Below are 13,553 nucleotides of genomic sequence, written 5' to 3' on the forward strand. Positions count from 1 at the left end.
GCCCGTTCAGCCGTTCGCTACGTTGGGGAGCGTGGACAAGAAGAACACTTTGCGCGCCGGCACCGTGGCGGCCGGTACGACGCTGATGATGCTGCTCCTGTCGTCGCCCGCGTTCGCTCTGACGCGTGACGACGGCGACGACCCTGGCGAGGGGCTGAGCGTGGCCGAGACGCTCGGCTGGTTCGTGGCCGCGCCCCTGGTGATCTTCCTGGTCATCACCGGTCTGGTGATGGTCCTCGACAAGTCCCGGAAGCAGGGGCAGGTCTGATCCGAGGGGCATCGCCTCCCTTCGGACGTCCGCCTCCTTCCGGCTGCCGACCTTCCGGCGCTCCGGGTGCCCGCGCACCCGGGGCGCTTTTGTCATGCCCTGACGCCGCCGCCCGTCCCGCCGGGCGCCGTCACTCGTGGGCGGAGAGCACCTTGCGCAGCAGCGCGTTCAGTTCGTCCGCCTCCGCCGGGGTGAGGGCGGAACCGAGTACGGCGGACTGGACCCGGACTCCGGCGGTCACGGCCTCGTCCACCAGGCCGAGACCGCGTTCGGTGAGCGTGATCCGCAGCCCGCGCCGGTCGTGGGGGTCCGGGTTGCGGGTGAGCAGCCCGGCCCGCTCCAGCCGGTCGAGCCGGCCGGTCATCCCGCCGGTGGTGAGCATCAGCGTCGCGGAGAGCCGGCTCGGTGAGAGGGTGTACGGATCGCCCGAGCGGCGGAGCGTGGCCAGGACGTCGAACTCGCCCCGGTTGATCCCGTACTCCCGGTACTCCTTCTCCACCCGGTCGCCCATGGCGCGCGAGATCCGGTAGATCCGGCCGTACGCCGTCATGGGCACGGTGTCGAGGTCGGGGCGTACGGCGTTCCACTGCCGGGCGATCGCGTCCACGGCGTCCTTCCCCTCCGTGCCCTCCGTGCCCTCCGTGACGGCTTCCGGGTCCTGGGCGGCCGGGTCCACCGGTGTATCAGAGCTGGTCATGGGGCCAGTATTCGGCGTCCTGGGATCGCTTGCAAGTAACTCACCCGTAAGACGCTTGGCGGTAAGTCGCTTAGCGCTAAGCTACTTATGACTCAGTGATCTGGAGGACCCGCCATGAACCGCGCGGCCGTCATCGCCCTGACCGCCCTCGCCCCCGTCTCCTGGGGCACCACCTACGCCGTCACCACCGAGCTGCTGCCCCCCGACCGCCCCCTCTTCACCGGCCTGATGCGCGCCCTGCCCGCCGGGCTGCTGCTGCTCGCCGTGGCCCGCGTCCTGCCGCGCGGCGCCTGGTGGTGGAAGGCGGGAGTCCTCGGCGCGCTCAACATCGGGGCCTTCTTCCCGCTGCTCTTCCTCGCCGCCTACCGGCTCCCCGGCGGGGTCGCCGCCGTCGTCGGCTCGGTCGGCCCGCTCCTGGTCGCGGGCCTCGCCACGGTGCTGCTGAGCGAGCGCCCCACCACCCGTACGCTGCTCAGCGCCATCGCCGCGGCGCTCGGGGTGAGTCTGGTGGTGCTGCGCGCGGGGGCGGGCTTCGACCTCGTCGGGGTGGCGGCGGGGCTCGCCTCCTCCGCCTCCATGTCGGCCGGCGTGGTGCTCACCAAGCGCTGGGGCCGCCCCGAGGGCGTCGGACCGCTCGCCCTGACGGGCTGGCAGCTGACCGCCGGCGGGCTGCTGATCGCCCCGGTCGCGTTCCTGGTGGAGGGCGCGCCGCCCGCGCTGGACGGGCGGGGCGCCGCCGGGTACCTCTATCTCGCGGTGGCCAACACGGCGATCGCGTACTGGCTCTGGTTCCGGGGCATCGAGCGGCTGACCGCGACCTCCGCCACCCTGCTCGGACCGCTGTCGCCGATCACGGCGGCCGTGCTCGGCTGGGCGGCGCTGGGCGAGGCGCTGACCCCCGTACAGCTGCTGGGCATGGCCGTGGCCTTCGGCGCGACGCTGGTGGGCCAGACGGGAGCGGCGAAGCCCGCCCCTCCCGCCCCTCCCGTCCTGCGGCAGGACCCGGCGAAGACCCCCGTACGGACCGGCTGACCGGCTGGACGGAGTGGCTGACCGGCTGGACGGAGGGGCTAGGACACCTCCGCCGGCATCGCCAGCGACTGGAGATAGCGCATCAGCGTCATCAGGACGTCCCTGCTGGATCCCCGGACCCGGGCGTCGCAGTCCACGATCGGCACCGACGCCGGCAGGTCGAGCGCGCCCCGGATCTCCTCGATCGGGTACACGGGGGCGTCCGGGAAGGTGTTGACGGCCACCACGAAGGGCACCCGGCGCTCCTCCAGCCGCCCGATGACATCGAAGCTGACCTCCAGCCGCCGGGTGTCCACCAGGACCACCGCGCCGAGCGCGCCCTCGAAGAGGCCGCGCCACAGGAACCAGAACCGCTGCTGGCCCGGGGTGCCGAAGAGGTACAGCACCAGCTCCTCGTTGATGCTGATCCGGCCGAAGTCCATGGCGACCGTGGTGGCGGTCTTCCGCTCGATGCCATGGGTGTCGTCGACGCCGACCCCGGCCTGGGTCATCGTCTCCTCGGTGGTGAGCGGCCTGATCTCGCTCACCGAGCCGACCAGGGTGGTCTTGCCCACTCCGAAGCCGCCCACGATGACGACCTTCACGGCGGCAGTGGCCGTCTCCGGCAGCACGTCCTCGCTGCGCGGCTCAGAGCTTCTGAAGTCCATCGATCACTGCCTCTATCAACGCTCGGTCGGGGAGTAGGGCGGGCTGGACCGGTGCGCGCGCCATCACCTGTTCCGCCAGCAGCAGATCGCTGAGGAGGACGGTGATCACGCTCACCGGCAGACCGATGTACGCGGAGATCTCGGCCACCGACAGGGGCCGCCGGCACAGCCGCACGATGGCCGCCTGCTCCGGCTGCATTCCGTGCCGGGGGGTCGACTTGGCCACGATCAGGGTGACCAGGTCGAGGGTGGCGGGGACCGACGCGCCGCTCCGGCCGCCGGTGATGACGTAGAGCCGCTCGGGACTGGAGTCCTCCCAGTCCCCCGCGTCGCTCACGCCGGGCGTCCGTCCTGCCGGGGCGGGCTGGACAGGTGCTCACCGATGCGCAGGACCAGGTCCCGCATCCGCTGGCCCATCAGGCCGGCATCGACGCCCTCGTCGGCGAGGACGGCGAGGAACGCGCCCGCCCCCGCGGCCATCAGATAGAAGAAGCCGCCGTTCATCTCGATGACGACCAGGTGCATCCGGCCGTCGCTGCCGGGCAGTTCGGAGGCGACGGCGCCCGCGAGGCTCTGGAGGCCGGCGCACGCGGCGGCGAGCCGGTCGGCGGTGTCGTTGTCCGTGCCGTACTGCGCGATCCGCAGCCCGTCGGCCGAGAGCACGATGACGTGTCTCGTCTGCGGTACGCCTTCCGCCAAGTCCTTGAGCATCCAGTCCATGTTGGTCTGGTTGGACTGCTGCTGAATCATGGCTGCGTACTCCCCTTGCTCGTCTGGTTTGCCTCACCGGCCAGGCCGTTCTGGAACGCCGTGAGCCACATGCCCGGCTGCACCGCGGGGGCGGTGTCCACCGGGTCCGCGGCCCGCCGGGGCGGTGCGGCGGCGGCGGGTTCCGGGGTGACGGGAGTTCTGCGGCGGCGCTGCGGCAGGCCGTTCGCGGTCCGTTCGGTGACGAAGGCGGCATCGGTGTCGGCTTCGGCTCCGCTGTCGGCGCCGCCCGTCGGCAGAGCGGCCGCCGGGGCGGGCCCCACCGCCTCCCGGGCGGCCGGCGCCGGGTCGGTCCGGGGCCCGAAGGAGGCGCCGATGCCGTGCGCCAGCCCGGTCGCCGAGGCGACGGTGGTGATCAGGTTCTGCGGTACGACGAGGACGACGCGCACGCCGCCGTAGGCCGAGGAGCGCAGCGAGACCTGGAAGCCGTACGCCTGCGAGAGCCGGCCGACCACGGCGAGGCCCAGCCGGGGCGTCTCACCCAGGTCGTTGACGTCGATGCCCTGCTGGGCCTGGCGCAGCATCCGCTCGGCCCGGGTGCGGGCCTCCTCGCTCATGCTGACGCCGCCGTCCTCGACCTCCACGGCGATGCCGGAGTTCACCTCGACGGCGGTGATGTGGACCTTGGTCTGCGGCGGCGAGTAGCGGGTGGCGTTGTCCAGCAGCTCGGCCAGCGCGTGGATCAGCGGCTCGACGGCGGTGCCGACGACGGCGACCTCGGAGACGGAGTGCAGCTCCACCCGCTGGTAGTCGGTGATCCGGGACATCGCGCCGCGCATCACGCTGTAGAGGGGGACGGCCTTGCTCCACTGGCGGCCCGGGCGCGCGCCGCCGAGGACGGCGATGGAGTCCGCGAGCCGGCCGATCAGGGCGGTGCCGTGGTCGATACGGAGCAGGTCGCCGAAGACCTCGGGGTTCTTGCCGTGCCGGTCCTCCATGTCCCGCAGCTGCTGGGCCTGCTGGTGCACGATGGCCTGGACCCGGCGGGCGATGTTCACGAAGGCGCGCTGCGCGGACTCGCGCAGGTCCTCCTCGCGGGAGACGGCGTCGAGGATCGAGCCGAGGACGATCCGGTGGTCGTCCGACGCGTTCACCGATTCGAGGATGTCCTCGGGGAACTCGCCCTTCCGCAGCCGTTCGACGACCTCCGGGAGGAGTTCGGCGATGAGCCGGTTGTTCTCCGCCTGCGCCTGGGCGAGGACGGCCTCGCGTTCGGCGAGCCGGGCGGAGAGGAGGGTGACGCGACGGCCCCGGCGCACGGTCTCGGCGCAGGAGAGGGCGATCGCGAGGACGGCGATGACGTCGACCCAGATGACGACGGTTCGCGCGGACCCGGACACCACGGCGGCCGGGATGATCGCGGCGATGGCGGTGACGACGACGGGCACGAGCCACACGAAGGAAGCCGCGGGCCGCGGATTTCCGGTCGACGTTTCCTGTCGAACCATCAGCACCCTCAAACCATCGGAACGGGAATGATCATATGACGACAGTCGGCGAGCATATCCATGACCTGATACGACAGATGACGACGGGTGACAAGTTTGGCGTGAAGTTGACGCTTGGGAGGGGTGGAGAAGCCCAGGTCCAGAGGGGAGTGGGGGTGGATGGGCGATTTTCAGCCAAGTTAGAAACGGAGTCAGCCGGAGGCGGCGCGGGAGGCCCGATGCCCAGGTGACGGGGGAGGGGACGGCCGCGCGGCGCGGCGGACCGGATGCGGCCTCCGAAAAGCCCGTGGGAACGGAATCGGCCACACCGACCACAGCCCGGGAAACACCCGCGGCCCGGAACGCACGACACGGCCCGGAACGCACGACACGGGCCCGAACGCACGACACGGCCCGGAACGCATGACACGGGGGCCGGAACGCACGACACGGGCCCGGCACCGGCGAAAACCGCCGGCACCGGGCCCGTGCTCCGGTCCTCCGCGAACCGTCACGCCCCCAGGGGCGCAAGCGGCGGGCGGAAGAGCGTCAGGAAGCCGCCGCCGCGTCCGCAGCCTGCGCCTTCAGCGCCCGCTCCACACCCGAACGGGACTCCAGGACCAGCCGCCGCAGCGCCGGAACCGGATCCGCCGACCCGAGCCAGGCGTCGGTCGCCTCCAGCGTCGCCCGCGACACCTGGAGCGACGGGTAGAGCCCGACCGCGATCTGCTGCGCCATCTCCGGGCTGCGCGAACCCCACACGTCCTTGACCGCCGCGAAGTACTTCTCCGTGTACGGCGCCAGCAGGTCCCGCTGGTCCGTCTGGACGAAACCGCCGATCACGGCCTCCAGCTTGGCGTTCGGCAGCTTGTCGTTCTCCACGGCCGCCGCCCACGCCTCCGCCTTCGCCCCGGCCGTCGGCCGGGCCGCCCGCGCGGTGTCCGCGTGCCGCTCGCCCGCCGCCGTGCGGTCGCGCTCGTACTCCGCCGCGATCCCGTCCTCGTCGAGGACGCCGGTCGCCGCCAGCCGCTCCACGAACGCCCAGCGCAGCTCGGTGTCGACGGCCAGGCCCTCGATCGTCTCCGTGCCCTCCAGGAGCGCCTGGAGCAGATCCAGCTGCTGCGGGGTGCGCGCGGTCGCCGCGAAGGCCCGCGCCCACGCCAGCTGGTGGTCGCTGCCCGGCGCGGCCGCCCGCAGATGCGCGAGGGTCGCCTCGGTCCAGCGGGTCAGCCCCGCCTCCCGCCACTGCGGGGCCGCGTACTGGTCGATCGCCAGCTTCACCTGCCGCTGGAGCGACTGCACCACCCCGATGTCGGACTCCTTGCCGATGCCCGACAGCACCAGCGACAGATAGTCGCGGGTCGCCAGCTCGCCGTCGCGGGTCATGTCCCAGGCGGAGGCCCAGCACAGGGCGCGCGGCAGCGACTCGGCGAAGTCGCCCAGACGCTCCGTGACGACCTTCAGCGACTCCTCGTCCAGCCGGACCTTCGCGTACGACAGGTCGTCGTCGTTCAGCAGGATCACGGCCGGGCGGCGGGTGCCCACCGGGACCGCCACCCGGGTCAGCTCGCCGTCCACGTCCAGCTCGAAGCGGTCGGTCCGCACCAGCCGGCCGTCCTGGGGCGACGGGTCGTAGAAGCCGATCGCGATCCGGTGCGGACGGAGCGTGGGCTCGCCCTTGGCGCCCGCCGGCAGCGCCGGGGCCTCCTGGCGCACCGCGAAGGAGGTGATGACCCCCTCCGGGGAGACCTCGATCTCCGGGCGGAGCACATTGATGCCCGCCGTCTGGAGCCACAGCCGGGACCACGTCGTCAGATCGCGGCCCGAGGTCTCCTCCAGCGCGCCGAGCAGGTCGGTGAGGACCGTGTTGCCGAAGGCGTGCGCCTTGAAGTAGCCCTGCACGCCCCGGAAGAAGGCGTCCTGCCCGACATAGGCCACCAGCTGCTTGAGGACGGAGGCGCCCTTGGCGTAGGTGATGCCGTCGAAGTTGACGAGGACGTCCTCGATGTCCCGGATCTCCGCCATGATCGGGTGCGTGGACGGCAGCTGGTCCTGCCGGTACGCCCAGGTCTTCATGGAGTTCGCGAAGGTCGTCCACGACTGCGGCCAGCGCGAGCCCGGCGCGTCGGCCTGGCAGGCGATCGACGTGTACGTGGCGAACGACTCGTTCAGCCAGAGGTCGTTCCACCACTCCATGGTGACCAGGTCGCCGAACCACATGTGCGCCAGCTCGTGCAGGATGGTCTCCGCGCGCACCTCGTACGCCGCGTCCGTCACCTTGGAACGGAAGACGTACTGGTCACGGATGGTCACCGCGCCCGCGTTCTCCATCGCGCCCGCGTTGAACTCCGGCACGAAGAGCTGGTCGTACTTGGCGAACGGGTACGCGTAGTCGAACTTCTCCTGGAACCAGTCGAAGCCCTGCCGGGTGACCTCGAAGATCGCGTCCGCGTCGAGGAACTCCGCGAGCGACGGACGGCAGTAGATGCCCAGCGGCACGGACTGCCCGTCCTTCTCGTACGAGCTGTGCACCGCGTGGTACGGACCGGCGATCAGGGCCGTGATGTACGTGGAGATCCGCGGCGTCGGCTCGAACCGCCAGATGTTGTCCTCAGGGGTCGGCGTCGGCGAATTGGAGATCACCGTCCACCCCTCGGGGGCCCGCACGGTGAACTGGAAGGTCGCCTTCAGATCCGGCTGCTCGAAGTTGGCGAAGACCCGGCGCGCGTCCGGCACCTCGAACTGCGTGTACAGATACGCCTGGTCGTCCACCGGGTCCACGAACCGGTGCAGACCCTCACCCGTATTGGTGTACGAGCAGTCCGCGACCACCGTCAGCTCGTTCGGGCCCTCGTGCAGATGGCGGAGCGCGATCCGCGAGTCGCGGAACTCGGCGGCGACATCGAGCCGCTTGCCGTTCAGCACGACCTCGTGCACCGCGGGGGCGACCAGGTCGATGAACGACTCCGCTTGCGCCTCGGCGCAGTCGAAGCGCACGGTGGTCACCGAGCGGTACAGACCGCCCTCCTGCGCGTTGCTCAGATCGAGGTCGATCTCGTACGCGTGGGTGGTGATCAGCCGCGCCCGCTGCTGAGCCTCTTCGCGGGTCAGATTCGTGCCAGGCACCCGGTCATCTCCTCGCTCATGACGTCTCTCAATGACGTGTCCGGTGACATGTCGGTCACATGTTTCGTGACGTTTTCCGACATCCTTCCACGGCGGACCGCCGGGGCGCGCGCCGGTAACGGGCCTGGCCACCGGGGGGCGCGAGGGCCCGGAACCGCGGTGTACGGCGGCTTCCCGCGGGCGCCGGACCGGGGGTGACGGACAACCCCGGCCGGAGCGGGCGTGCTCCGACCGGGGTCCCGGTGTCCGTCCGGCCGATCAGGAGCGGGCGCTCAGCTCCTCGGCGACCAGCTCCGCGATCTGCACCGCGTTCAGCGCGGCGCCCTTGCGCAGGTTGTCGTTGGAGATGAAGAGCGCGAGGCCGTGCTCGACCGTCTCGTCCACCCGGATCCGGCCCACGTAGGAGGCGTCCTTCCCGGCCGCCTGGAGCGGGGTCGGGATCTCGGACAGCTCCACACCGGGGGCGCCGGCCAGCAGCTCGTACGCCCGCTCCACGCTCACCGGGCGCTCGAACCGGGCGTTCACCTGGAGGGAGTGGCCGGTGAAGACCGGTACGCGGACACAGGTGCCGGAGACCTTCAGCTCCGGCAGCTCCAGGATCTTGCGGGACTCGTTGCGGAGCTTGCGCTCCTCGTCGGTCTCGTAGGAGCCGTCGTCCAGCAGGTTGCCCGCGAGCGGCAGCACATTGAACGCGATGGTGCGCGCGTAGACGGCGGGCTCGGGGAAGTCCACGGCCGAGCCGTCGTGGGTCAGCTCGGCGGCCCGCCCGACGGTCTGCTTCACCTGGCCGTCCAGCTCCGCCACACCGGCCACGCCGGAGCCGGAGACGGCCTGGTAGGTGGTGGCGACCAGGGCGGTCAGGCCCGCCTCGGCGGCCAGCGGCTTCAGCACCGGCATGGCGGCCATGGTGGTGCAGTTCGGGTTGGCGATGATGCCCTTGGGGCGGTCCTTGACCGCGTGCGGGTTGACCTCGGAGACGACGAGCGGCACCTCGGGGTCCATCCGCCAGGCGGAGGAGTTGTCGATCACGACGACGCCCTGGCCGGCGACCTTCTCGGCCAGCGCGCGCGAGGTGGCGCCGCCCGCCGAGAAGAGGGCGATGTCCAGGCCGGAGAAGTCGGCCGTCGCGGCGTCCTCGACGGTGATCTCGCGGCCCTCCCACGTGAGGGTGGACCCGGCGGACCGTGCCGAGGCGAACAGCCGCAGCTCCTCGACGGGGAATTTCCGCTCCGCGAGGATATTGCGCATGACTGTGCCGACCTGACCGGTCGCTCCGACGATTCCGACCCTCACGGACGTCTCCTTCGTACCTGTTCGTAATGATTTTACTGGCCTGGGTGCCGCCCCATCATGCGTATGTCCCCGGCCGGGTTGTCCAGTCCATTGTCCAAGGGGCGGAATGTGTGACCCGCCTCATGCCCGCCGGCCGGGGCCTCACCCACGGCGAAGGGGGCGCCCGCCGGACCGGCGGACGCCCCCCACTCACCTCATGGAGGCTACGGCGTGACCTTCTCGATCACGGCGCTGCCCGCGCCCGCGGTCGTGCCGCGCGCGTTCTCCAGCCGGGCCTCGCCGAAGAACTGACGTCCCTCGGGAGCCGCACCGGCGGCCACGACCTCGGCGGTGACCTGCGTCGACTCACCGTGGGCGAGCTTGACGGCCGCACTGCCCGGGACGTCGATCCGGCCCAGGGAGGGCGAGAAGTAGACATCGCGGTAGTCGTACGCGGTGCCGCCCGCGGCCACGTCGTACCCGATCACCTGGAAGGTGTAGGTACCGGCGGCCGGCCGGGTCAGGCTGACCGACTCCTCCGAGTCGCCGTCCGCGGAGGAGCCCACCCGGACACCGTTGCGGAAGACCACCAGGTCGAGGTCGGCGTTGGCGTCGGAGACATTGCCGATGGCGACGTCCAGACGCTCGACGCCCTCACCGATGACGGTCGTGGTCCGGCGGACCTCACCCATCTGGATCGTGGGACGGTCCACCTTCGCCGAGCCCAGCGAGCCGCCGGCCAGCTTGCCGTCGACGGCGGCACCGTTGTTGGTCACCGTCCACTGGACGGGGGCCGGGGTGCCGATCTTCGCCTCGGGGATGGTCTGCACGGCCGGGTCGAAGTCCGCGCCGAGCACGGTGACGTCCAGCTTGTACGGGTTGTCCAGCAGCGGCGACGTACGGCGCGACTCGACCTCGATCTCCCAGACGCCCGGCGCCGGGTTCTGGTACGAGCGCAGATCCGGACGGCAGGTGTTGGCCGGGTTGTAGTTCGGGTAGCAGTAGATCGTGGCGCTGTCCTCCATCTGGACCCCGTACGGGTGCAGGGAGATGAACCGCGTCTGGCTGTTCTGCGCCAGGCCGCCCAGCGCGACCTCCAGCGTCTTCGCGCCCTCGGGCACGGTGACGAAGTAGGAGGTGTGGCTGTTGCGCTGCACCTTGCCGGCGGCCGAGAAGGTGTAGCCCGGCTTCGCCAGCGGGGTGGAGACCACCACGGTCGACAGGATCTGCTTGTCGACGCCCTCGGTGCGCGGGTCGTCGGCCTGGAGGATGGCGCTGTGCACGCCCGCCGTCTTGGCCTTCGCCTGCACGGTGACGGTGACCGGCTGGTTCAGCGGCAGCTTCACCCGGTCGCCGTTCAGCAGCTTGAACGTGCCGTCGCCGTACTTCCAGCTCAGGTTGTGCGCCAGCGCGCCCTTCGGACCGGTGGTCCGGGTGATGGTGATGTCGTACGTCCGCGCCTTGTTGACCTTGAGGCCGCCCTCGCGGTCGTAGAGGCCGGTGCCGAAGCCGGGGGTCTTCAGCGCCTCGTCGATCGCGGTGTCCACCGGCGCCTTGACGCTGTACTCGTGGGCCTTGACGCCGTTGCGCACGGACTCCCAGGCATCCACGATGTCGATCATGCCGGCGCCCTGCTCATGGGCCTTCACACCGGGGATCTTGTTCGCGGTCGAGGTCAGCGCGGTGCGCAGCTTCGCCGGGGTCAGCTTGATCCCGCGCTGCTTCGCCGCCGACAGCAGCAGCGCGCTCGCGCCCGCCGCCTGCGGCGACGACATCGAGGTGCCCTGCATCATCGAGTAGCCCGGGGGCAGCTGGTAGCCGGACTCGGCGACCGGGCCGCCCGCCGACCAGGTCTGCGTGGTGTTGATCGCCGCACCGGGCGCGGTGAGGGTCGGCGTGAAGCCGCCGTCCTCGCGCGGGCCCCGGGAGGAGAACGGCATCATCGCGCTCTTCTTGGTGACCGCGGAGCCGTAGTTGGAGGCCCAGGTCTCCTTGGTGATCGACGCGCCGACCGAGATCGCCTTGTCGGCCACGCCCGGGTCGCCGAGGGTGTTCACACCGGGGCCGTCGTTGCCCGCGGAGATCACCAGCTGGACGCCGTAGAGGTCGATGAGACGGTTGTACATCGCCGCACGGGCGTTGTTGCCGTCGTTCAGCGCCGGCAGACCGCCGATGGAGATGTTGACGATGTCGACACCCCGGTTGATCACCAGGTCCGCGACGCCCTCGGTCAGGGCCACGTTGGTGCAGCCGCCGCTCCAGGTGCAGGCCCGCGACGAGACCAGCTTGGCGCCGGGCGCCGCGCCGTTCATCTTGCCGCCGAAGAGGCTGTTGGCGGCGGTGATACCGGCGACGTGGGTGCCGTGGGAGCCCTCGATGACACCGATGTTGACGTAGTCGGCCTTCGCGCCCGCCGCGTTCACCACGACGTCCTTGCGGACCTCCAGGACGAACGGGATCCGCTCGGCGACCGGCGTGGCCGGGTTGTCCTTGCCGAAGTAGCCGATCTGGTGGCCGTTGCGGAACGGCTTCATCAGCTTGTCGTTGCGGAAGTCGCCGTCGTTGTTCAGGTCGACCCGCGCGGTGCGCGTCTCCGCGTCGTACAGCACACCCCAGCTGTCGGTGGTGTCGCCGTCGCGGTTGAGGTCACCCGCCATGTCGCCGCCGAAGGTGGCGCTCTCCTTGAAGAGGGAGAAGCGGTTGAACGCGCCCGCGGGAGCGGTCCAGGTGCGGCCCTCGGCGGTGAACGACGAGCCGCTGACGGCCCTGTCCATCCGCAGCCAGGTGCCGTCGCCGTCGATGACCGGGTCGGTCGCGGTCACCGAGTCGACGATCTTGCGCTCGCCGGTGGTGGTCTTCTGCAACGCCGGGTGGGCGACGTCGACGCCCGAGTCCAGGATGCCGATGGTGATGCCCCGGCCGTCGGCCTTCGGGTTCTCCTTGACAAAGTCCACCGCGCCCGTCTCGAAGGACGGGTTGTACGGATTCTTCGCCGGCGTGCCCTTCCCGGGCGCCGCGTACGGCTGCGCCTGCTTGGCCGCGGTCCGCGCACCCTTGGACCGGTCGCCGCCCGGGGCCGGGTCCTCGCGCTTGACCTCGTGCTTCAGGTCGATGCCCTGCACGCTGCTGAGCTTGACGGCCGCCAGCAGGGCGGACTCCGCACGCTTCGTGGGGATCGTGGCCCGGACATAGCCGAGACGGTCGAAGGTCTTGCCGACCATCGCGCCCTCGACGGCGTCGATCTGACGGGCGACCTGCTCGGTCTCGCCGGGCTTGGTGGCGATCATGACCGTGACGGTCTTGTCGCCCTCCGCCTCGGCCTGGGCGAGCAGCTCCTCGTCGGCCGCGCCCAGCTTCTCGGAGGTCTGCGCGGCCTTGGCGCCGCCATCGGTCCACGGGTCGTCGCCGGGGGCGGCGGCGAAGGCCGGTACGGCGCCGCCGGCGACGAGCGCGGTCACCAGCGCGGCGGCGGCGGAGACGCGGGCGGCGCGTCTGCGCCCGGATATGGAGCGCGGGGAATCGAGGGTCATCAGCATCCCTGGTTGTGAAGGTACCTGTTGATGCGTGTCAGTCCGGAATTCGGTGCCGGAAGACCGCTCAGCCTTACGTACCGGACAGGGGTTTGGGGAGGGTTGGCGAAGACCTGATGTGCCCATGGCATAGATCCGCCATCGCATCCAATCCGCCACCCGGAACAAATCGGCCCACTTCGCGCTGTCCGACCCGTGTCGGTACGTGTGCGGTGCGCTCGTCCGGGGTCCCGCCCTGCCTGACCCGTGTCGGTACGGGGTCCCGCACCCTTCTTTCCCCCACCGGGGGTACGGTCCGGCTTCGCCTGCTGTGTGGGCGGGGGTGCAGGGTCGCCCCCGCAGGGGATCGGCGGAGCCCGACCCGCACAAAACTTGGTGAGTACGCTCGCCGACCCCGAGGAGGTGAGCCCGGAGGCCCCGCCAACCCGCACCACCACCCGGTCCCGGGCTGACCCGCACAAAACCGCCCCGTCAACGTTGGCCCGCACACAACCCGCCTCGCCGTCGACCCGCACAAATCCCGCCTCGCCGTCGACCCGAGCAAAAACCAGCCCCGCCGGCGATTGAGGCGCAGGGGTTCGGGGACTGGTCCCCGACGATGGCCCGCACACTGCGGGTTTTTCGCCTGTGCGGCGGGGCAGGGTGCTGGGTCCGTCCTCAATCGCCGGACAGGCTGGATTTGTTCGGGTGGTCCCGGCGCACGGTGTGGTGCGGGTTGGTGGGGGCCTCCGGGCTCACCTCCTCGGGGTCGGCGGACCGAAGGCCCACCGTCAACGCACGCCGGAC

General features: G+C 71.0%; 10 protein-coding genes. 2 read left to right on the plus strand and 8 right to left on the minus strand.

Annotated features, from left to right (window positions below; genetic code table 11):
- Positions 1-31 precede the first annotated feature (31 nt).
- Positions 32-268 (plus strand): hypothetical protein, encoded by a 237-nt coding sequence (locus SYYSPA8_RS05310; RefSeq protein ID WP_323445769.1) that lies wholly within the window; start codon positions 32-34, stop codon positions 266-268.
- Between the two features lie 130 nt (positions 269-398).
- Here the strand turns inward: SYYSPA8_RS05310 and SYYSPA8_RS05315 are convergent, their stop codons facing one another.
- The gene (locus tag SYYSPA8_RS05315) at positions 399-875 is read right to left on the minus strand and encodes a MarR family winged helix-turn-helix transcriptional regulator (RefSeq protein WP_323446314.1); all 477 of its coding nucleotides are present in this window, start codon (positions 873-875) and stop codon (positions 399-401) included.
- 204 nt (positions 876-1,079) lie between these two features.
- Here SYYSPA8_RS05315 and SYYSPA8_RS05320 point away from each other — a divergent pair, with 204 nt between their 5' ends.
- The gene (locus SYYSPA8_RS05320; protein WP_323445770.1) at positions 1,080-1,997 is read left to right on the plus strand and encodes an EamA family transporter; all 918 of its coding nucleotides are present in this window, start codon (positions 1,080-1,082) and stop codon (positions 1,995-1,997) included.
- A 38-nt stretch (positions 1,998-2,035) separates the two neighbouring features.
- On the opposite strand, the gene SYYSPA8_RS05325 is transcribed toward SYYSPA8_RS05320, so the two are convergent.
- The 7 genes from SYYSPA8_RS05325 to SYYSPA8_RS05355 all read right to left on the minus strand — a co-directional run bounded on the left by SYYSPA8_RS05325 (position 2,036) and on the right by SYYSPA8_RS05355 (position 12,773).
- Entirely contained in the window at positions 2,036-2,644 is a 609-nt protein-coding gene (locus SYYSPA8_RS05325) for a GTP-binding protein (RefSeq protein WP_323445771.1), read from the minus strand.
- Positions 2,625-2,981 (minus strand): DUF742 domain-containing protein, encoded by a 357-nt coding sequence (locus SYYSPA8_RS05330; protein ID WP_323445772.1) that lies wholly within the window; start codon positions 2,979-2,981, stop codon positions 2,625-2,627. Before SYYSPA8_RS05330 ends, SYYSPA8_RS05325 begins: the two co-directional genes overlap by 20 nt.
- Positions 2,978-3,394: a roadblock/LC7 domain-containing protein gene (locus SYYSPA8_RS05335; protein ID WP_323445773.1), complete on the minus strand. Its 417-nt coding sequence runs from the start codon at positions 3,392-3,394 to the stop codon at positions 2,978-2,980. Before SYYSPA8_RS05335 ends, SYYSPA8_RS05330 begins: the two co-directional genes overlap by 4 nt.
- Positions 3,391-4,860 (minus strand): sensor histidine kinase, encoded by a 1,470-nt coding sequence (locus SYYSPA8_RS05340; protein WP_323446315.1) that lies wholly within the window; start codon positions 4,858-4,860, stop codon positions 3,391-3,393. The genes SYYSPA8_RS05335 and SYYSPA8_RS05340 overlap by 4 nt, the downstream gene beginning before the upstream one ends.
- Positions 4,861-5,388: 528 nt before the next feature.
- Positions 5,389-7,965, minus strand: coding sequence for an aminopeptidase N (pepN, locus tag SYYSPA8_RS05345; RefSeq protein WP_323445774.1), 2,577 nt, complete (start codon positions 7,963-7,965; stop codon positions 5,389-5,391).
- Positions 7,966-8,223: 258 nt separating this feature from the next.
- The gene (locus SYYSPA8_RS05350) at positions 8,224-9,258 is read right to left on the minus strand and encodes an aspartate-semialdehyde dehydrogenase (protein WP_323445775.1); all 1,035 of its coding nucleotides are present in this window, start codon (positions 9,256-9,258) and stop codon (positions 8,224-8,226) included.
- Positions 9,259-9,461: 203 nt separating this feature from the next.
- Positions 9,462-12,773, minus strand: a complete 3,312-nt coding sequence (locus SYYSPA8_RS05355; protein WP_323445776.1) for a S8 family serine peptidase — start codon at positions 12,771-12,773, stop codon at positions 9,462-9,464.
- Between the last annotated feature and the right edge of the window lie 780 nt (positions 12,774-13,553).

The organism is Streptomyces yaizuensis (assembly GCF_034961445.1).
Lineage (GTDB): Bacteria > Actinomycetota > Actinomycetes > Streptomycetales > Streptomycetaceae > Streptomyces > Streptomyces yaizuensis.

What these genes read in the sequence shown, in the direction of transcription:
- SYYSPA8_RS05320 (WP_323445770.1), top strand. Translation starts at nt 1,080, where the DNA reads ATGAACCGCGCGGCCGTCATCGCCCTGACCGCCCTCGCCCCCGTCTCC.
- SYYSPA8_RS05325 (WP_323445771.1), bottom strand. Translation starts at nt 2,644, where the DNA reads ATGGACTTCAGAAGCTCTGAGCCGCGCAGCGAGGACGTGCTGCCGGAG.
- SYYSPA8_RS05335 (WP_323445773.1), bottom strand. Translation starts at nt 3,394, where the DNA reads ATGATTCAGCAGCAGTCCAACCAGACCAACATGGACTGGATGCTCAAG.
- SYYSPA8_RS05340 (WP_323446315.1), bottom strand. Translation starts at nt 4,860, where the DNA reads ATGGTTCGACAGGAAACGTCGACCGGAAATCCGCGGCCCGCGGCTTCC.
- SYYSPA8_RS05355 (WP_323445776.1), bottom strand. Translation starts at nt 12,773, where the DNA reads ATGCTGATGACCCTCGATTCCCCGCGCTCCATATCCGGGCGCAGACGC.